17 protein-coding genes are annotated in these 18,507 nt (G+C 70.6%); 7 read left to right on the top strand and 10 right to left on the bottom strand.

Annotation, left to right across the window (positions count from 1 at the left end; all coding sequences use genetic code 11):
* Positions 1 to 49: 49 nt before the first annotated feature.
* Positions 50 to 739 (bottom strand): response regulator, encoded by a 690-nt coding sequence (locus ACFVVM_RS20540; protein ID WP_387620457.1) that lies wholly within the window; start codon positions 737 to 739, stop codon positions 50 to 52.
* The gene (locus ACFVVM_RS20535; RefSeq protein WP_387620455.1) at positions 736 to 2,037 is read right to left on the bottom strand and encodes a sensor histidine kinase; all 1,302 of its coding nucleotides are present in this window, start codon (positions 2,035 to 2,037) and stop codon (positions 736 to 738) included. The genes ACFVVM_RS20540 and ACFVVM_RS20535 overlap by 4 nt, the downstream gene beginning before the upstream one ends.
* Positions 2,038 to 2,192: 155 nt before the next feature.
* Here ACFVVM_RS20535 and ACFVVM_RS20530 point away from each other — a divergent pair, with 155 nt between their 5' ends.
* From ACFVVM_RS20530 to ACFVVM_RS20520, 3 genes are read left to right on the top strand one after another with little or no spacing between them, the layout of a single operon-like run.
* A complete protein-coding gene (locus tag ACFVVM_RS20530; RefSeq protein WP_387620452.1) occupies positions 2,193 to 2,516 on the top strand; it encodes a hypothetical protein in 324 nt (107 codons plus the stop codon).
* 34 nt (positions 2,517 to 2,550) lie between these two features.
* Positions 2,551 to 3,273, top strand: coding sequence for an ABC transporter ATP-binding protein (locus tag ACFVVM_RS20525; protein WP_387620449.1), 723 nt, complete (start codon positions 2,551 to 2,553; stop codon positions 3,271 to 3,273).
* Positions 3,270 to 5,762, top strand: coding sequence for an FtsX-like permease family protein (locus tag ACFVVM_RS20520; protein ID WP_387620446.1), 2,493 nt, complete (start codon positions 3,270 to 3,272; stop codon positions 5,760 to 5,762). The genes ACFVVM_RS20525 and ACFVVM_RS20520 overlap by 4 nt, the downstream gene beginning before the upstream one ends.
* A gap of 4 nt (positions 5,763 to 5,766) precedes the next feature.
* Here ACFVVM_RS20520 and ACFVVM_RS20515 read toward each other — a convergent pair whose 3' ends face one another.
* Positions 5,767 to 9,075: a protein kinase gene (locus tag ACFVVM_RS20515; protein WP_387620443.1), complete on the bottom strand. Its 3,309-nt coding sequence runs from the start codon at positions 9,073 to 9,075 to the stop codon at positions 5,767 to 5,769.
* 196 nt (positions 9,076 to 9,271) lie between these two features.
* Here ACFVVM_RS20515 and ACFVVM_RS20510 point away from each other — a divergent pair, with 196 nt between their 5' ends.
* Entirely contained in the window at positions 9,272 to 10,168 is an 897-nt protein-coding gene (locus tag ACFVVM_RS20510; protein ID WP_387620440.1) for a hypothetical protein, read from the top strand.
* Positions 10,169 to 10,178: 10 nt separating this feature from the next.
* Here the strand turns inward: ACFVVM_RS20510 and ACFVVM_RS20505 are convergent, their stop codons facing one another.
* Positions 10,179 to 10,844, bottom strand: coding sequence for a response regulator (locus tag ACFVVM_RS20505; RefSeq protein WP_387620437.1), 666 nt, complete (start codon positions 10,842 to 10,844; stop codon positions 10,179 to 10,181).
* Between the two features lie 9 nt (positions 10,845 to 10,853).
* Complete coding sequence (locus ACFVVM_RS20500; protein ID WP_387620435.1) at positions 10,854 to 12,017, bottom strand: sensor histidine kinase; 1,164 nt, start codon at positions 12,015 to 12,017, stop codon at positions 10,854 to 10,856.
* Positions 12,018 to 12,184: 167 nt separating this feature from the next.
* On the opposite strand from ACFVVM_RS20500, the gene ACFVVM_RS20495 reads away from it, so the two are divergent.
* Both ACFVVM_RS20495 and ACFVVM_RS20490 read left to right on the top strand, forming a co-directional pair.
* On the top strand, positions 12,185 to 12,934 hold the full coding sequence (locus ACFVVM_RS20495) for a hypothetical protein (protein WP_387620432.1): 750 nt from the start codon (positions 12,185 to 12,187) through the stop codon (positions 12,932 to 12,934).
* Positions 12,935 to 12,978: 44 nt separating this feature from the next.
* Positions 12,979 to 13,419 carry an SRPBCC family protein gene (locus ACFVVM_RS20490; protein ID WP_387620429.1) on the top strand — a complete coding sequence of 147 codons (441 nt, stop codon included), beginning with the start codon at positions 12,979 to 12,981 and terminating at the stop codon, positions 13,417 to 13,419.
* 48 nt (positions 13,420 to 13,467) lie between these two features.
* Here ACFVVM_RS20490 and gatA read toward each other — a convergent pair whose 3' ends face one another.
* The gene (gatA, locus tag ACFVVM_RS20485; protein WP_387620426.1) at positions 13,468 to 14,955 is read right to left on the bottom strand and encodes an Asp-tRNA(Asn)/Glu-tRNA(Gln) amidotransferase subunit GatA; all 1,488 of its coding nucleotides are present in this window, start codon (positions 14,953 to 14,955) and stop codon (positions 13,468 to 13,470) included.
* Positions 14,952 to 15,248 carry an Asp-tRNA(Asn)/Glu-tRNA(Gln) amidotransferase subunit GatC gene (gene gatC, locus ACFVVM_RS20480; RefSeq protein ID WP_067493225.1) on the bottom strand — a complete coding sequence of 99 codons (297 nt, stop codon included), beginning with the start codon at positions 15,246 to 15,248 and terminating at the stop codon, positions 14,952 to 14,954. The genes gatA and gatC overlap by 4 nt, the downstream gene beginning before the upstream one ends.
* A gap of 258 nt (positions 15,249 to 15,506) precedes the next feature.
* Between gatC and ACFVVM_RS20475 the strand changes: the two genes are divergently transcribed.
* Entirely contained in the window at positions 15,507 to 16,157 is a 651-nt protein-coding gene (locus tag ACFVVM_RS20475; protein WP_387620423.1) for an amino acid-binding protein, read from the top strand.
* On the opposite strand, the gene ACFVVM_RS20470 is transcribed toward ACFVVM_RS20475, so the two are convergent.
* From ACFVVM_RS20470 to ACFVVM_RS20460, 3 genes are all read right to left on the bottom strand, one after another.
* Complete coding sequence (locus ACFVVM_RS20470; protein ID WP_387620420.1) at positions 16,150 to 16,674, bottom strand: GNAT family N-acetyltransferase; 525 nt, start codon at positions 16,672 to 16,674, stop codon at positions 16,150 to 16,152. The two genes, ACFVVM_RS20475 and ACFVVM_RS20470, sit on opposite strands and share 8 nt — an antisense overlap.
* Before the next feature lie 91 nt (positions 16,675 to 16,765).
* Complete coding sequence (locus tag ACFVVM_RS20465) at positions 16,766 to 17,101, bottom strand: hypothetical protein (protein WP_387620417.1); 336 nt, start codon at positions 17,099 to 17,101, stop codon at positions 16,766 to 16,768.
* Positions 17,102 to 17,146: 45 nt separating this feature from the next.
* Positions 17,147 to 18,259 (bottom strand): ATP/GTP-binding protein, encoded by a 1,113-nt coding sequence (locus ACFVVM_RS20460; RefSeq protein ID WP_387620414.1) that lies wholly within the window; start codon positions 18,257 to 18,259, stop codon positions 17,147 to 17,149.
* Positions 18,260 to 18,507: the final 248 nt, after the last annotated feature.

Genomic DNA, 18,507 nt, shown 5'->3' with positions numbered 1-18,507 from the left:
GCACCGGCGTCCGCCTCCCACTCCATGCGGGCCCTGCGGAGCCCGCGTGTCAGAAGGTGGATTCTCCCGGTGACACCACGCCGTGGTCAAACGCGAACACGATCGCGGCGGCGCGATCACGCAGGTCGAGCTTGCCGAATATGTGTCCGACGTGGCTTTTCACGGTGACTTCGGAGATACCGAGCTCCGCGGCGATCTCACTGTTGACCCGGCCGCGCCCGATCAGTTCGAGCACCTCGTATTCGCGGGCGGTCAGCTCACCGAGCCGCCGATCGGCGCGCGTACCGGTCGGTTTGACCGTCCGATAGGCGGTGAGCACCCGCCCGGTTACCGAGGGATCCAGCCACGCCCCACCGGCGGCGACCGTGCGCACCGCGCGGATGAGGTCCTCGGCGGGGGAATCCTTGAGCAGGAATCCGGCCGCCCCCGCGCGCAGCGCACCGGAGAGCAGCTGGTCGTCGTCGAAGGTGGTGAGCACGAGCACCGGCGGCGCGTCGGGACGCGCGCGCAGCAGCCGGGTCGCGTCGATCCCGCCGACCCGCTTCATCCGCAGGTCCATGAGCACCACATCGGGGCGATCGGCGGCGACGGCGGCCGCGACCTCGTCCCCGTCGGCGCACTCGCTGACGGTGAAGCCGTCGCGACGGCGCAGGATGCGGCGCAATCCCCCGCGCACGAGTTCCTGATCGTCGACGACGAGCACCGTCACCGGGTTCTCGATGGGCGCGGCGGCCGTCACATGTCCTCCTGGGGTTTGGGTCGGAGCAGGCCCGACACGATCGGGCACGGCGCGGTTTTCAGCGGAAAACCCGCCCGGACGATCCAGCTGTCCTCGGCGCTGCCCGCGATGATGGATCCACCGAGCAGTTCGGTGCGTTTGCGCATCCCGCGCACGCCCATCCCGCCGTCGCGGCGGGCGAGCGGGCCCGGCGGCAGCGCGTTGCGCACCACCAGGGTCGCGGCTTCGGCGCTGATGTCCAGGCGCACCGTCGCCGCCGTGCCGGGGGCGTGTTTGGCGACATTGGACAGCGATTCCTGCCCGATCCGGTACAGCGCGTGGCCGACGGCACCGGCGACCGCGGTCAGATCTCCGGTGCGGGTGTAGTCGACGGTGAGTCCGGCGCGGCGGAAGTCGCCGACGAGCTCGGCGAGGTCGGCGGCGCCCGGTTCGGGAGTGATCTGTCCCTTGCCCTGATCGAGCATGCCGACGGTGCGGCGGATGTCGGCCATCGCCTGGCGGCCGAGCCGTTCGGCGTCGACGAGCGCGTCCACGGCCTCGGTGACGTCGTCGTCGGTCTGCAGGGCGCGCCGGGCCGCGGTCAGGTGCAGCAGGGTGATCGACAGCGAATGCGCGATCACATCGTGCACCTCGCGCGCGATCCGCCGCCGCTCCTCGTCGGCGGCCTGACCGGCGCGGATGGCCTGATTCTCGCGTTCCTGATAGAGGAATCTGCGCTGGTACTGCAGCATCACCCCGACGAACATGCCGAGCAGGATGCCCAGGGCGTACATCGGCAGGCCGTCGAGCCGCTGGCCGTCGGCGCCCCACAGTATGTTCCCGGCGAGGTCGAAGGCGACCAGTTGCGCGATGGCGACCACGGTGAAGCCGATGGTGATGCCGCGCGGGGCGATCGCGGCCACCTCCCCGGCCACGATGACCAGCACGAACGGTGCGAAATCGGCGGGCACGGGTTGCAGCAGGAACAGCGCGCAGGACAGCAGTCCACAGGCCTTGAGCAGGACCGGGTGCGGTTTCACCCCGAAGATCACGAACAGCGGGATCGGGAGGAACGCGGTGAGCATCGCCAGCAGCGGCAGCAGCGACGGGAAATAGGAGTGCCGCTGCACGACCGCGGCGACGGTGATCGCGAGCAAAGCCAGGTCGGCGGCGAGGATCACCGCGGGCGGATAGTCGAACGGCAGCGACTCCATGCGGGCCCGTCCCGCCTCGACCAGCCGCCGCGCCATCGCCCACGGCCGGGCCACGAACCGTGTCCGGCTCGGCTCGGCGCCGGGGATGGCGTGGACCACATCCATGTAGCCAGGCTAGCGGGCGCACCCACCGCGAGCATCGTCCCGGGAACGGTCCCGGCGTCCTACCGGGGTAGGAGAAGAAGTCGGGTCCCGGGCACGACGAATCGCCCGGTCGACGGCCGTAGCGTCATCGGTACCGATCACGGAAGGTGAAGCCCATGACCTGGACCGATCAGCACCAACGCACCGAGATCGTGCACACCGTGCTGGCCAGGGCGGCGATCGACCCCGCCGACCCCGGCCTGTTCGCCGGTCTGCCCGAGCTGGACCGACTCTTCGGCGGAATCGACGGGCTGCTGCGGGCCCTGGACTACCGCTGGAACAACCACCTCCACGCCAAACTCGAGCAGGCCGAGTTCGAGGGCAACACGGCGGTGGAGGCCTATCTGGAACTGGCCGCCGAACAACCCGCACTGCGCGCGATTCTCGACACCCACCGGCCCGTCGGCCGTACCATCCGCTCGCACGTGCTCGCACGCTGACAATCCACAATCGAACATGCTTGGGGGACAACACATGCTGGAGACCGACACACCACAGCCGCCGATGCTGGAACTGACGCGGGTGATCAAGCAGTACCGGATCGGGGACGAGACGGTGCGCGCGCTCGACGGGGTGAGCATGCGGATCGAGGCGGGGCAGTTCACCTCGATCATCGGACCGTCCGGCTCCGGCAAGAGCACCCTGCTGCACCTGCTCGGCGCCCTGGATCGCCCCGACGAGGGCTCGATTCGCTTCCGCGGCACCGAGATCGGCGATCTCGACGAGGATCGGCAGGCCGCGTTCCGGCTCGAGCAGGTGGGGTTCGTCTTCCAGTTCTTCAATCTGCTGCCGACCCTCTCGGCCTGGGAGAACGTCGCGGTGCCGAAACTGTTGGACGGCACCGGATTACGCAAGGCCAAGCCGCGTGCGCTGGAACTGCTCGACCTCGTCGGCCTCGGCGATCGCGCCCAGCACCGGCCCGCGGAACTGTCCGGCGGACAGATGCAGCGGGTCGCGGTGGCGCGGGCCCTGATCATGGACCCGCCGCTGATCCTGGCCGACGAACCGACCGGCAATCTGGACTCCAAGACCGGCGCGGCCATCCTCGCCCTACTCGGTGAGATCACCGAACAGGGCAATTCCGTGGTGATGGTGACCCACGACATGGGCGCGGTCGCCTACTGCGATCGGGTGATCACCCTGCACGACGGCCGGATCGGCGCCGACGACGTGGTCCCGGCCCAGGTGCGGGCATGATCGCCGCACTGTGGGATCGGTTGCGGCTGTTCAACATCGGCGAACTGGTGCGTCATCCCGGCCGCACCGTCATGTCGACGGCGGTGATGGCGGTGTCGGCGGCGCTGCTGGTGGCGGTGCTGAGCATCTCCGGGTCGGTCACGGGGTCGGTCGACCGGCTCACCAAGGGACTGGCGGGCACGGCGGCTCTGGAGGTCACCGGGATCACCGACGCCGGTTTCGAGCAGGCACTGTTGCCGGCGATCGCCGCGACACCCGGCGTGTCGGCGGCGGTGCCGATGCTGCGCAGCGCGCTGGGCACCGGGCCCGATCGGGCGCTGCTGATCGGGGCGGACACGAGCATCACCGCCCTCGGCAGCGATCTGGCCGGACCGATGTCGGGCTTCACCAACAAGTTGATCAACACCCCCAACGGGGTCCTGGTCGGCGCCGCGATGGGCTACCGGGAGGGCGACACGCTGCCCATCGGCACGGGCACCGCGACGGTGGCCGGTGTGCTCGACGCCGAGACCACCGACCGGCTCAACGGCGGGCACGTGGTCGCCGCGCCGCTCGGCTTGGCGCAGCGGCTCACCGACCGCGTCGGCAAGCTCGACTCGGTGCAGATCATCGCCGCCCCCGAGACCGACATCGGTGAGCTGCGGGCCGCGCTCACCACCGCCGTCGACGGGCGGGCGGTGGTCGCCGAACCCAGTCTGCGGACCGCGCAGGCGGGCGGGGCGATCCAGATCATGCGCTATTCCACGCTGATGTCCTCGGCGGCGGCGCTGATCGTCTCGGCGTTCCTGATCTACAACGCGATGAGCATGGCGGTGGCCCAGCGCAGGCCGACGCTGTCGCTGCTGCGCGCGATCGGTGGTCAGCGCGGGCCGATGGTGCGCGATCTGCTGGTCGAGGCGTCGCTCCTCGGCCTGATCGGCGGTGTGATCGGCGCGGGCATCGGGGTGCTGATGGGCCGGTTCGCGATCGGGCGGTTGCCCGCGGCGATCGTGCAGTCGGTGGAGGCGCGTACCGAGTTCCTCGTGCCGAATTACGCGGTGCCCGTGGCGATTCTGGCCTGCGTCCTGGCGACGGTACTGGCCGCGGGGATCGCGGCCAGACAGGTGTACAAGGTGGCACCGGTGGAAGCGCTCGCACCGGTGGAGGCCAGTGATGCCGCGGCGACGGGCGTGGTGCTGCGCTGGGCCGCACTGGTCGTCGGGCTCGCGCTGGCCGCGTCGGCGGTGACCCTGGCATTCCTCGACCTCGGGCGGCTCTCCCTCGCCGCGATCTCGACCTCGTTCACCGCCGCGGTGCTGCTGTGCTTCGCCGCGACCGGGCCGATCGTGCGCGCGGCGGCGGTGATCGCGCGCTGGTTCGGCGCGCCGGGTGCGCTGGGCGCCACCACCCTCGAACGCGCCCCGCGCCGGGTCTGGGCCACCGCGATGACGGTGATGATCGGCGTAGCGGCGGTCGTCGCCCTCGGTGGTGCCTCGGCCAACATGGTCGACTCGGCGACCGAGTCGTTCGAGAGCCTCGCCGACGCCGACCTCTATGTGAGCCCGAGCCCGGCCGAACAGTTCCCGACCGGGCCGATGCTGCCCGCCGAACTCGCCGACCGCGTCGCGGCCGTGCCGGGGGTCGCGCAGGTCCAACCGGCGCAGATGGCGTTCGCGACGGTCGGCGGCGGGCGGGTGATGCTGCAGGGGTATCCGGCCGAGGGCGACAACGCCCGCCTCGGCGCCGTCGACCCGGCGGTGATCGAGCAGATGGGCAGACAGGAGGGCGTCGTCGTGACCCGCGACGTTGCCCGCTCGCTCGATCTCGACGTCGGTGACACCATCACCATGCCGACGCCCACCGGCGAGCGCACCACACCGGTGCTGCAGGTGATTCCGTACTTCACCGCCGTGTCCGGGGTGGTGATGATGGACATCGACCAGATGCGGGAGTGGTATCAGCGCCCCGGCGAGACGATCCTGGCCGTGCTGTTCGAGCCCGACGCGGATCCGGTCGCGGTCCAGGCGGCGGTGCGGACGGTGGTGCCCGCAGCGATCCACGTCGACACCGGGGCCGAACAGCTCGCGGCCATCTCCAGCAGCGTGGAGCAGGGTGCGGCGATGAGCGGCATGATCCTGTGGATCGTCGTGCTGGTGGCGACCGTGGCCCTGCTCAACACGCTGATGCTGTCGGTCCTGGAACGGCGCAGGGAACTGGGCGTGCTGCGCGCCATGGGCACCAACCGCAAGTTCCTGCTGCGGTCGGTGCTGGCCGAGGCCGCCGGGATCGGGATCGTCGGGGCGGCCATCGGGCTGGTGATCGGGGCGGCGGTGCAATACCTGGCCACCGTGGCGATCGGGCACGCGATGACGATCGACATCGTCTACCAGGCGAGCCCGATCCTGGTGCTCTACGGCGCGGTCGCCCTCGGGCTGGCGCTGCTGGGTTCCATCCCACCCGCCTTGCGAGCAGCCCGGATGCCGATCGTGGCGGCGCTCGCGGTGGACTGAGCACTCACAGCGGCACCTCCTCCCACCAGGCGATCACCTCGTCCAGTGCGGAGGGGCGCGGGGCACCGTCGACCCCGCTGCTGCCCCAGCGGCTCACCGCGACCACATAGTTGGCGCGGGACGGGTCGCCGGGGAAGCTCACCACCTGGTGGGCGGTCGCCACCCGGCTGTTCGCCGGATCCTCGACCACCCAGCGGCGCATCGAGAACGAGATGTCGTCCTTGTCACCGGAGAAGCGGATCGGCGCGGGCAGCGCCTCGACGACCGAACGCGCCTGCGCGGCAGTGGGATACTCGAGCACCAGATAGCCCACCGCCGCCGCACCGGTGCCGGTGCGCTCGCACTGCCAGCCTGCGGTGATCGGATTCCACTGCAGGGCAGGTTCTTTCCACTCGAGATCACTGACACTGCGCACCGCGACACAGTGCGCACCGCGATACCCCGGCCCCTCGGTCATCCCACCCTGCGGCACCAGCGTGGAGAAGATCCGCCTGCTGGCCTGGAACGAATCCCCCACCGCCGTAATAGAACTCGACGGCGCCTTCGTCGCCGCGTCGGCCGCGGCATCCTCGTCACCATCGGGCAACGCCACAACCACCAATGCCCCGACAAGGACCAGTAGCGCAGCAAGGAGCGCCGCGAACACCAGCCACCCGAGCCGATGCAATCGCGAGATCCCCCGCCGCACCGGCCGCCTCCTCGGCGGTCGCGGACCCGGCCAGGGCGCCTGCTGCGCCATCCCCGGCGCCATCCGCGGAATCTGCTGGGCCCCTTGCCCATTCCCTGGCACCGGCGGACCCGATTGCGGGCTCGCATGCACCTGTGCGGACGCCACAGCGGGATCACCCTCCGGCCCGTGCCGCACCGATCCACCATCAGGAGCACCAGCCTGCGCACCCACCGGCTGTCCGCCCGGCGCGCTCACCTGCGCCGGTGTGGAGACCACGGCGGATTCGCCCTCTGGCCCACGCGGTACCAGTCCGCCGTCGTGAGCACCCGCCTGCGCGACCGGCGGCTGCGCGCGCTCGACACCCTGTAGATCTGCGCGCCCGGCGGTTCCGGAAGCATGACCGCCCAGCGGGTTCGCTCGTGCTCCCTGATCCTCCTGTGCCGCGATCTCGCCAACCGCCACATCGGAACCGGGACCGCCGGATGCGGGGTCGGCCGCCGAACCGAACCCCGGCGATCCCATCACCTCGCCGGAGGGATCGTGCTTGTCGAGCGAGATCACCGGTGCGGCTTCGGAATCCGCATCGACCGAACCGGGCTCGGCCACACCACCCGAACTCGGCTGGACTGCACCACTCGAACCCGGGAGGGCTACACCACCCGAACCGGGCTGGACCGCATCACCCGAACTCGGCAGAGCTTCGCCACCCGAACGGGGCTGGACCGCACCACCTGAACCCGGCAGGGCTGCACCACCCGAATCCGGCTGAGCCGCATCACTCGAGCCAGGTGCAGGTGGAGGTCGATGCCGACTGAGATCGGCGGTGGCAGCGGACCCCGGGGGCTCCGCGAGCGCCGTCACGTCCGTCTGTGCCGCCGCGTTCTCCGCGTCCAGCACCCCGGCGTTCGGCATGGCCACCACATCGGTCGCCGCCGAGCCGGATACGTCGGTCGTGCTTTCGAGGCCGATACCGCTCCCCGGCAGAGCCGTGCCGCTGGATGCATTCGTCTCGGCAGCAATCTCCCGATCCGATCCCGAAACACCCTTCTCCGCAAGGGAAGACGCGGCTTCGGCAACGGGTTGCGGAGGCGCTTTCCCGCCACCGGGTGCCGCAACAGGCGCCGGGTTCAGGGGCTGTGAATCGGGCGGCGACTGCGTCGCTTGTTGCGGTTGCGGAGGCTGCGGTGGCACCTGCTGCGGCTGGGCTGGGGGCACCTGTGGCTGCGACGGCGACGGCTGTTGCAGCGACGGCGACGGCACCTGTGGTGGCTGCTGCTGCGACGGCGGCTGGGGCTGGGGCTGCTGAGCCGGCGGCACCTGTGACTGCTGATTCGGCAGCGGCTGGGCTGGCGACACCTGCTGCGGCGACGGTGACGGCACTTGCTGCGGCTGCGGCTGCGGCTGGGGCTGCTGGGCCGGCGGCACCTGTTGTGGCGACGGCGACGGCACCTGTGGTGGCTGTTGCTGCGACGGCGGCTGGGGCTGGGGCTGCTGAGCTGGCGGCACCTGTGACTGCTGATTCGGTGGCGGCTGTTGCGGCGCATGCTGCGGCGGCTGTTGCTGGGGCGTGCCGTAGGGATGCGCGGGCGCTTGCGCTGCGGGTGGGCGGTGCGGGGGCGGGCTGGACGGCACTGCCGGCGGGCGAGGAGCTTGGGGCTGCCAATTACCTTGGGGTGCAGGTGGTATGGGAGGAGCTGGGTAGGCGGGGGCTGGGTGGCCCTGGGGTGGGAAGGGTCCGGCCGGGGCGGGTTGCTGTGGTGGGTAGGGCGGCGCGGGGTTGGGGACCGGGCGCGGGAGGACGGGTGGGGTGGTCGATGTCAAGGCTTGGCGGGCGGCCTTGGCGAAGGCGGTGCACGAATCGAAGCGGGCCGCGGGGTGTTTCGCCATGGCGGCCGCGAGGACCGCGTCCATGACAGGGGGCAGGCCGGGGCGGCGCAGGGCCAAAGGCGGTGGACCGAGGTAGAGGGTGCCGCGGATGATCTCGTTCGGGTCGGGTGAGTCGAAGGGTGCCACGCCGGTGAACAGCCAGTACAGGGCGCAGGCCAGGGAGTACTGGTCGGAGCGATGGTCGAGTTCGGCGCCGGTCATCTGCTCGGGCGAGGCGTAGGCCAGGGTCGCGGTGAACATGCCCTGCTGGGTGAGGTGGGTGGAATCGGCGCGCAGGCGGGCGATCCCGAAGTCGGTCAGGAAGACCCGCTCCCCCTGACCACCGCTGGATCTGGCGAGCAGGATGTTGGCCGGTTTCACGTCCCGGTGCAGCACGCCCCGCTCGTGCGCGAAATCCAGTGCGTCGGCGACCCCTTCGATGATCTGCACGGCCCGCTCGGGCGGCAGCGTCATCGGATCGACGGTCGCGCCGTCCACCCCGTCGACGTACTGCATGCTGATCCACAGCTGCTCGCCCTCGGTGCCACGGTCGTAGACGGTGACGATGCCGGGATGGTCGAGCCCCGCCGCCAGATCGGCCTCCCGCTCGAACCGGGCGCGAATCCGTTCGTCGGCGAACAGATCCCGGTTGAGCAGCTTGAGCGCGGTCAACCGGTCCAGGCGCGGATGCCTGGCCAGGTACACCGTGCCCATCCCGCCCTGGCCGAGCAACCGCTCGATGGTGAACCCGGCGAACACTTCACCGCTCTCGAGCACCGCGACCCCCTTCCCACGCCTGTGGCGGATCAGCATCGTAGCCGCTCGGCCGCCTGACCACGCTCATTCGAATTCTGGCCGCCGATCGGTGAGACTTGTCGGTAGGCGTCCGGTACTGTCCGGGCGCGCTCGACGAGTAGTTTGCACCGCCGAAGCAGGGCGCCGACGCGCAGTGGGTGGTGGGGAGGATTCGGTAGTGTTCTCGACCGGCAAGGCGGCTGCCTGCCGCAGGTTGCTGCAGTGTGTGGTGGTGTTCTCGGCAGCGGCGGTGTCCACCTCGTGTGTCATCAGCGGCACCGCGACCCCGGTCGCACCGACGGTCACCGTGAACAGCGACGACCCCTGGCATCCCGGCCTTTCCATCGTGCTGCCCGATTCGCTGGCCGCGGATTTCACCCAGTTGCAGTCCGCGCTGCCCGGTCAGGTCGGCATGGCGCTGATGCCGGTGGGCGGCAGCCGGATGACGATCTACGGCGACTGGACCTCCGGCATCGCCTGGTCGACCATCAAGGTGCCGCTGGCGGTCGCGGCGCTGCGCCACGAGCAGAACCAGTCGATCTTCGAGATGGTGCGCGCCGCGATCACGGTGTCGGACAACGACGCCGCCTATGGACTGTGGGAATCCCTCGGCGACGGACCGGAAGCGGCCGAGGCCGTGCAGCAGATCCTCGACGAGGCGGGTGACTCGATCACCGGCGAGGCGGGCAAGCGCACCGAGATGGAGTACACCTCCTTCGGCAGCACCGAGTGGTCGCTGGCCAACCAGGTGCGCTTCGCCTCGCGGCTGCCCTGCCTGCCCTACACCGAGGCGGTCACCGCGCTGATGGGCGAGATCACCCCGGAGCAGGGCTGGGGCCTGGGCCTGCTCGACGGCAGCGAGTTCAAGGGTGGCTGGGGCCCCGACGACGACACCGGCGTGTACACGGTGCGCCAGTTCGGGCTGGTCCCGATCGGCAGTGGTCAGCTCGCGGTCGCCTTTGCCGCACAGGCGGATTCGGGCACCTTCGAGGACACCACCGCGCTGCTGGACCGGATGGCGCTGCTGCTGGACCGGCATCTGACGGAACTGCGCGGGGGCGTCTGCCCGGGCTGAGCGCCGCGGCTCAGCCGGGGACGACCAGGCCGGATTCATACGCCAGCACCACCGCTTGCGCCCGATCGCGCAACCCGAGCTTCGAGAACACCTTGGAGACATGGGTTTTCACCGTCTGTTCGGCCACGTAGAGCGAGGCCGCGATCTCGGTGTTCGACAGCCCCTTGGCGACCAGTTCGAGCACCTCGCGCTCGCGCGGCGTCAGCGAGGACAGCGCGGGCGCGGCCGGGGTGCGCACGGTGTTGCGCCTGCGCGTGACATCGGCGATCAGCCTGCGCGTGATGGTCGGCGCGAGCAGCGCCTCCCCGTCGGCGACCACCCGCACCGCCCGCACGAGTTCCTCGGCCGGGGCGTCCTTGAGCAGGAACCCGCTCGCGCCCAGGCTCAGCGCCTCGTAGACGTAGTCGTCGATGTCGAAGGTGGTGAGCATGAGCACCCGCACCGGCGGTTCGAAACCGGCGGCCAGGATCGCGCGGGCGGCGTCGAGTCCGTTCATCTCCGGCATCCGCACGTCCATCAGCACCACATCGGGACGCAACCGCTTGGCCTCGGCCACCGCGACCTTGCCGTCGGGCGCGTCCCCGACGACGCTGATGTCGGGCTGCGCGGCGAGCAACGCGCCGAAACCCTGCCGCACCATCGCCTGGTCGTCGGCGATCAAAACGGTAATAGCCACCCAACCACCCTAGTGGGTGGGCAGTTTCGCCGAGACCTCGAATCCGCCGGTCGTCGTCGGTCCCGCGTGGAGTTCGCCGCCGACCGCGGCGACCCGGGTGCGCATGCCGTCGATCCCGTGGCCGCCGCCGACCGCCGGGCGCGGCACACTCGTCGCCGGTGCGTTGCGCACGGTCACCGTGACCAGGCCCGGATCGACCGCGACGGTGACGTGCACCGGCGCGCCCGGCGCGTGCCGCGCGGAGTTGGCCATCGATTCCTGCACCACCCGGTAGACGACCAGCCCGGTCGTGTCCGGCACCAGCGTGAGGTCCCCGACCACGGTGCATTCGACCGGCATCCCGGCCCGCAGCGCCGAGGCGCACAGCGCGGGCACTTCGGCCGCGGTGGGCTGCGGTGCGTGCTCGGGCAGCTGGCCGTCGCTGCGCAGCACCCCGAGCATCCCGCGGATCTCGTTGAGCGCGGTGCGGGCGGTGGCGCCGATGGACTCGAACTCGGTGCGCGCGGCCGGGTCCATGTCGACGATCCGGTAGGGCGCGGTCTGGGCCTGCACGACGACCATGGACATGTGGTGGGCGACCACATCGTGCAGGTCACGGGCGATGCGCGCCTTCTCCTCGAGGATGGCCCTGCGCGCGCGTTCGAGCTCGGTCACCTCTTCCTGCTGCTCGAGCCGCCGCCGCGAGACCACCAGGATCCGCAGCAGGTATCCGAACAGGGCGAGCGCGCCGAAGCCGATCGGCCAGCCCCACAGCGGCCCCGATTCCGAGCCGGGCATGGTGGTCGCGAACAGCATCGAAGTGGCCGCCCACGCGACCACCACGATCGGCACCGAGGCCCGCAGCGCGACCGCGAACAGCAGCACGAACAGCACGATCACGTGCACGACCTGGAACGGCAGGTCGTTGCCCTCGGTCGGGTTCAGCGCCAGCGACAGCAGCAGCGCCGACCCGGCCGAGATGGCCCAGCCGAGCGACGGGTTCACCCGCACGAGCAGGATCGGCAACGCCGCCAGCGCCGACAGCAGGGGCGCGATGGCCGCGGGCACCTCGTGGGTGACGAACAGCGTCGGCCACGCGATGCTGTACAAGATCAGCGCGACCGCCACCGTGGCCAGGTCGAACCAGGTTCGCGCGGTGATGGGTCGCGCGGCGGAGCGCAGATGTCCGGTCATGACTGCGAGCCTACGAACCGCCCGGTCACCGGGCCTCATACCCACGAGCGAATTCGGACCCCCTACCCTGGGGTGACCCCGGCGCCGGGTCACCCACCCGTGCGCCCTACAGAACCGGTCCGCAGCGGGATGCCCGTCGCACGACCCGCTCCTTACCGTCGGAGGCCATGAACACCCCGCTTCGCCCGGTACCCGCCGCCGGCCGTACCGCAGTCTCCGCCGCCTCCGCGTCCGCCCAGGGCCAGCACCGCCGCCGCAGTGGTGTCGCGCTGTGCACCGCGGGGCTGGCCATGGCCGCCGCCGTCATCATGTCCTCGCCCGGCGCGCTGGGCACCACCCCGCACGCGGCCGAGAACGTCGCGGCGGCCACCGTGGTGCGCGCGCTCACCGACGACGACCCCGACGCGCCCGCGCTGATCCCGCGCGACTTCGGCTACAAGTTCGGCTACGACCCGGCCGTGGAGAACGGTCTGCTGGTGAACCCGGGCGGCGACTGCTCTTCCCCCGTGACGCTGCCCGCGGAGTTCCAGCCGGCCTGCAAGGCCCACGACCTGGGCTACGACATGCTGCGCTACGCCGAGCGCTTCGACGAGCCGCTGGGCGCGTGGGCGCGGCGCTCGGTGGACGCGGCGCTGAACCGGCGCATCCACGCGGCCTGCGAGCAGCGCGCCGACGACTTCTCCCGCGCCCGCTGCTCGGTGATGGCCGATATCGCCTTCACCGCGGTCGATGTGAATTCGCGCAGGCAGGAGTACGGCGCACCGGTGGTCGAGAACGTCTTCGCCACCAGCACCGACCCGGCCGACCAGCCCACCCTGTGGCCGCTGGCGCGCACCGCGCTCGGGTTGTTCGCGGTGACGGCGGCCTCGGCGGTGATCATCGACGCGCTGCGCAAGCGCCGCCGTCGCCTGGTCTGACCGGCCCGGTTGCCGAAAACTAGAACATGTCCTAACTTGCACGCATGGCTCTAGTCATCGACGAGACGATCGAGATCGACGCCCCTGCCGAGAAGGTCTGGGAGGTGCTCACCGATTTCGGGCACTACGGCGAATGGAACACCTTCTGCGTCGAGGCGGCCAGCACGCTGGTTCCCGGCGACCCCATCGACATGCAGGTGCGCCTCGGCCCCAACACCCGCGCCCAGCGGGAGTGGATCCGCACCCACACCCCCGGCTCGGAGTTCAGCTACGCCATGAAGCCGGTGCCCCTCGGCGCGCTGCACAGCCTGCGCTCGCACACCGTGGTGTCGCTGGGTCCGAATCGCAGCCGCTACGAGTCCCGGTTCACCCTGGCCGGGTGGCTCAGCCCGGTGGTGGTGCTCGCGCTCGGCAAGCATCTGCGCGCGGGCTTCGGCGCGATGACCGCCGCCGTCGGCACCCGCGCCGCGGCCTCCGTCAACTGAGAAACGGGGTGCGCCAAGCCGATTCGGCTGGCGCACCCCGTTCCGAACTCAGACTCCGGCGGGAGCAGGCAGCGCGCCACGCGCCGCCTCGTAGGCCGCGCCCACCCGGTACAGGCGGTCGTCGGCCAGTGCGGGCGCCATGATCTGCAGGCCCACCGGCAGGTTGTCGTCGGCAGACAGACCCGAGGGCACCGACATGCCGGGGTGGCCCGCCAGGTTGGTCGGCAGCGTGCACAGGTCCGACAGGTACATGGCCAGCGGGTCGTTCACCTTCTCGCCCAGCTTCCACGGGGTGAACGGGCTGGTCGGCGAGACCAGCACGTCGACCTGCTCGTAGGCGGCGTCGAAATCGCGCGCGATCATGGTGCGGACCTTGAGCGCCTGGCCGTAGTAGGCGTCGTAGTACCCGGCCGAGAGGGCGTAGGTGCCGATGATGATGCGACGCTTCACCTCGGGACCGAAACCGGCCTCGCGGGTCAGCGACATCACCTGGTCGGCGCTGTGGCTGCCGTCGTCACCGGCGCGCAGGCCGTAGCGCATGGCGTCGAAGCGCGCCAGGTTCGACGACACCTCCGAGGGCATCACCAGGTAGTACGAGGACAGCGCGTACTCGAAGCTCGGACACGACACCTCGACCACCTCGGCGCCGAGTTCCTTCAGCACCGCGACCGCGGCGTCGAAGGAACCGAGCACGCCGGGCTGGTAACTGTCGGAATGCAATTCGCGCACCACACCGACGCGCACGCCCTTCAGGTCACCGTTGGCGCCCTGCTTGGCCGCCTCCACGACCGGGGCGACGGGCACATTGCGGGAGGTGGAGTCACGCGGGTCGTACCCGGCGATCACCTCGTGCAGCAGCGCGGTGTCGAGCACGGTGCGACCACACGGGCCGCCCTGGTCCAGCGAGGACGCGCACGCGACCAGGCCGTACCGGGAGACGGTGCCGTAGGTGGGCTTCACGCCGACCGTCGCGGTGACCGCGGCGGGCTGGCGGATCGAGCCGCCGGTGTCGGTGCCGATGGCGAGGGGGGCCTGGAACGAGGCCAGCGCCGCGGCCGAACCGCCGCCGGAACCGCCGGGGATGCGGGTGGTGTCCCAGGGGTTGCGGGTGGGGCCGTAGGCGGAGTTCTCGGTGGAGGAGCCCATCGCGAACTCGTCCATGTTGGTCTTGCCGAGGATCGGGATGCCCGCGGCGCGCAGCCGGGAGGTGACCGTCGCGTCATACGGCGAGCGCCAGCCCTCGAGGATCTTCGACGCGCAGGTGGTCGGCATGTCGGTGGTGGTGAAAACGTCCTTGAGCGCCAACGGAACTCCCGCCAGCGCCGAGACCGGGGTCTCGCCCGCGGCGAGTGCGGCGTCGACCACGGCGGCCGCGGCCAGGGCCTCGTCACCCGCGACGTGGAGGAAGGCGTTGAGCTCACCGTCGACCTTGCCGATGCGATCCAGGTGCGCCTGGGTGACCTCGGTGGAGGACACCTCGCCCCCGTGGATCTTGGCCGCCAGCTCGGAAGCCGACAGCTGGGTCAACTCGCTCATTCGCCCTCTCCCAGGATCTGCGGGACCAGGAAGCGCTGTTCCTCCACCGCGGGCGCCTGGTCCAGCGCCTGCTCGGGGGTGAGTCCCGGAACGACCACATCGGGCCTGGTCACATTGGTCGTCGGGTTCGGCGACGCGGTGGCGGGGACGTCGGCGGCGACCTCGGAGATGGTCCGCACGTGGCTGAGGATCGAATCCAGCTGACCGGCGAACTGGTCGAGTTCGGCGTCGGTCAACGCCAGGCGGGACAGCCGGGCGAGGTGAGCGACCTCGTCACGGGAGATTGCGGGCACCGCGGGACCCCTTTCGGCTTCGGTGGGCAGTAGTCGGGTACAGCCTAGTTGGCAGCGCCGTGCCCCGATCCCGCGCCCTGCGTGGCCGCGGACGGCCTCGCCGAGGGGCCGGACCCGCTCGCCGTGCGCGAAAGTTCGCGCATGTCGGGCGGTTGGGGTCATACTTCGAGTCGATAACCCGCGTACCGGGGTGTAAGTATTGGCTGACCGGGTATTCGTTCCGAACAACCCCGGCCGCGCCCTAGGAAAGGAACGCACGTGTCATTCTTGCTCCGCGTGCAACTTCCGGATCGACCGGGAAGCCTCGGCTCCCTGGCACTCGCCCTCGGCGGGGTCGGCGCGGACATCCTCTCGCTCGATGTCGTCGAACGCGGCGCCGGGTTCGCGGTGGACGACCTCGTCGTCGAAGTCCCGACCGGTGCCCTGCCCGACACCCTCATCACCGCGGCGGAGTCCGTGCACGATGTCACCGTCGACTCGATCCGGCCCTATTCCGGGGTCCTGGACACCCATCGTGAGCTCGAGCTGATCGACCAGGTCGCCAACGCCCGCGACGATCGGCTCCAGGTGCTCGTCGACGGGGTGCCGCGCGTGCTGCGCGTGGGCTGGTCGACGATCATCGGCCTCGGCCCGTCCGGTGCCTACCGGGTCGTCGGCAGCCCGAGTGCCCCTGAGACACAGGCGGGTTCGGCGCCGTGGATGCCGATCGAGAAGCCCTCGCTGCTCGACGGCGACGCCGACTGGGTGCCGCAGATCTGGCGCGACATGGACACCAAGCTGGCCGCCGCCCCGCTGGGCGACACCGGCAAGGCCCTGCTGCTCGGCCGACCGGGCGGACCGGAATTCCGGCCCTCGGAGGTGGCGCGTCTGGGCTACCTGGCCGGCATCGTGGCCACGGTGCTCAACTGACCAGTGGCAGGCGCATGACGAACAGCCGCAGGCCGTCGTGGGTCATCCAGTTCCGTTCCGGCACAGCGACGAAACCGAGCCGCTCGTAGATGCTGTGCGCGTCGAACATGGTGGCCATCGTGGTCAGTGCCACCGCCTCGTAGCCGCCCGCCCGCGCCTCCTCGATCACGGCACGCACCAGCGCGGTGCCGACACCGTGTCCGCGGGCCTGCTTCGCCACCGCGAGCATGCGGAACTCGAGCTCACCGGGTCGGGCGATCTCGGCGTAGGTGGTGCCCGGCTCCGCGACGGTGAGGGAACCGGCGATCCGGCCGTCGTGGACGGCGACGAGTACCTGCGCCGCGGTCGCGCGGTGGGCGACGTCGGCGAGTTCGGCGGCGTAGTCGTCGTCCTCTGGGACGTAGCCGTCACCCACGTACACCTGCACCGTCAACTCGGCGACGGCGTCGTATTCGTCGGGCCGCGCCGGGCGAATCAGTACACCGGTCTCGGGGGTCGGATCGTGGTCAGCGCGCATCTGGGCATGATCGCACCCGCGCGGCTGTGAACTCGCTCGCACCCTGTCATCGACCGGCCGCTGACGCTCAGGGCGGGCGCACACGCCTCGCTCAGCGCAGGCCGGGATGCTGGGCGAACCACTTGTCCGGGTTGTTCGGCGGGTAGGCGACGACGAGCTGGTCCCCGATCGCGGGCCACTGCGCGGCGTCCCACACGAAACGGCGGTACACCACCTTCCCGGTGACCGAGGGCCCGGTGAGCGTGCCGGTGATGGTGACGAAGTGCTCGCCGGTCATCTCGGGCAGCGGGCTCACCCCGGTGACATACAGCGACCCCTGTTCCAGGTTCGCTCCCCCGCCGCCCGCGCCCCGCCGCCGGGCGAGGATGGCACCGATCATCACGACCAGCATCGTCACCAGCGCCAGCGCCATCACCACTTCGAGCATGCCGCCCATGCTAGGCGCTGGACGCGGAGGCGGTTCCGGGCGCCTTTACAGCGGGGTGAGCTCGCTGACGCCCTGCTCGCGACGCAGCTGCCAGACCGCGCAGCGCCGACGCTGGGAGCGGCCGTTGCCGCGGTCGATCAGCGCCCGGTTGCCGGTGGTGTAGATCAATTGCGCGCCACGGGCATTGGTCTCCGGGTTCTGGAACAGCTGCACGAGACGATCGGTCTCCTCCACCGGCAGACCCGCGCCGAGGTCGTCGACGGCGAGCACCTGGCCGGTGTCGAGCGCCTCGAGCATGGCGGGCAGCACCCGCAGCAGCGAGCGGGTGGCGGTGGACTCGTCGGCCAGTTCGAACGGCACGTCGATGCCCTCGTGCACCAGGCCCAGGCCGACCCCGCGCCGATCGACCATCCGGCGATACAGCGCGTCGCGGGCGGCGCGCACGGTGCTCAGTTCGCGCTCGAGCAGGATCGGCTCGGCGCCGCCGTGGTCGAGTCTGGTTGCCAGCGCGGCGATCTCGGTGTCCAGATCGCGCAGGTAGTCGGCGTACATCGGATCGGGTTCGGCCACCAGCAGGTCCTCGATGCCGAGGTCGGCGGTGCGCAGCAGCATCAGCAGGCGGGCGGCGTTGTCGGATGAGCGGGAGATGTGGCTGCCCAGGTCGAGGGCGAGCTCGGCGGTATCGACCGCACCCTGCTGGACCTGCAGATTCGCCGCGAACCAGCGATAGGCGGGCACCAGCGCCTCGGCGTAGAGCTGCCCGGCCAGGCTCAACAGCAGCGCGTTCGGCCGCACCAGCGGCACCAGGGCCGCCACCCCGTAGCGGGCGGCCTCGAACATCGGGCCGATCTTGATCTGGTCACCGGTGCGCTCGAACACGATCCGCTTGCGCGAGCGCGGATGGGTGTAGAGCCATTCGGCGATCACATCGGCGTTGTCGAGCCGGAAACCGTAGGTGTACGGCACACCCTCGGCGACGAAGCCCGCCACGAATTCCGAAGGGCGGTCGGCGAATCCGAGATGCGGTCGACGCACCGGACCCGCGTACGGATCCCAGCCACTCACCGAATGCAACACGGCGTCACGCATCTGGGCGAGCGCGTCGATCAGGCTGGTCTTCCCGGCGGCGGCCACGCCGTGCACGGCGGTCACGGGCACCGAAACGGGATTACCCGCCCCACGACTCAACCGCAATTGCTGCGCCTGGGCCAACGACCCATGATTCGACACCTGAAAACTACGCAGCACAGTTCCGCCTCTCCGAGATTCTTGGCCAGACTAAGGGACCGGGCGAGTTGGGGACGCGACCGGCGGTGGTGTGGGGGTGTGGGTTCGCCCGTGCCCGGCGAGTTACCCATGTGCTCACCTGCTGCTGCGCGTCTCTATTTGCCGGATGTGAGTGCTTG

The organism is Nocardia sp. NPDC058176, assembly GCF_042883805.1.
In the GTDB taxonomy this organism is placed as follows: domain Bacteria; phylum Actinomycetota; class Actinomycetes; order Mycobacteriales; family Mycobacteriaceae; genus Nocardia.
The sequence above is the reverse complement of the archived record's forward strand: the minus strand, read 5'-3'. Positions and strand labels throughout refer to the sequence as shown.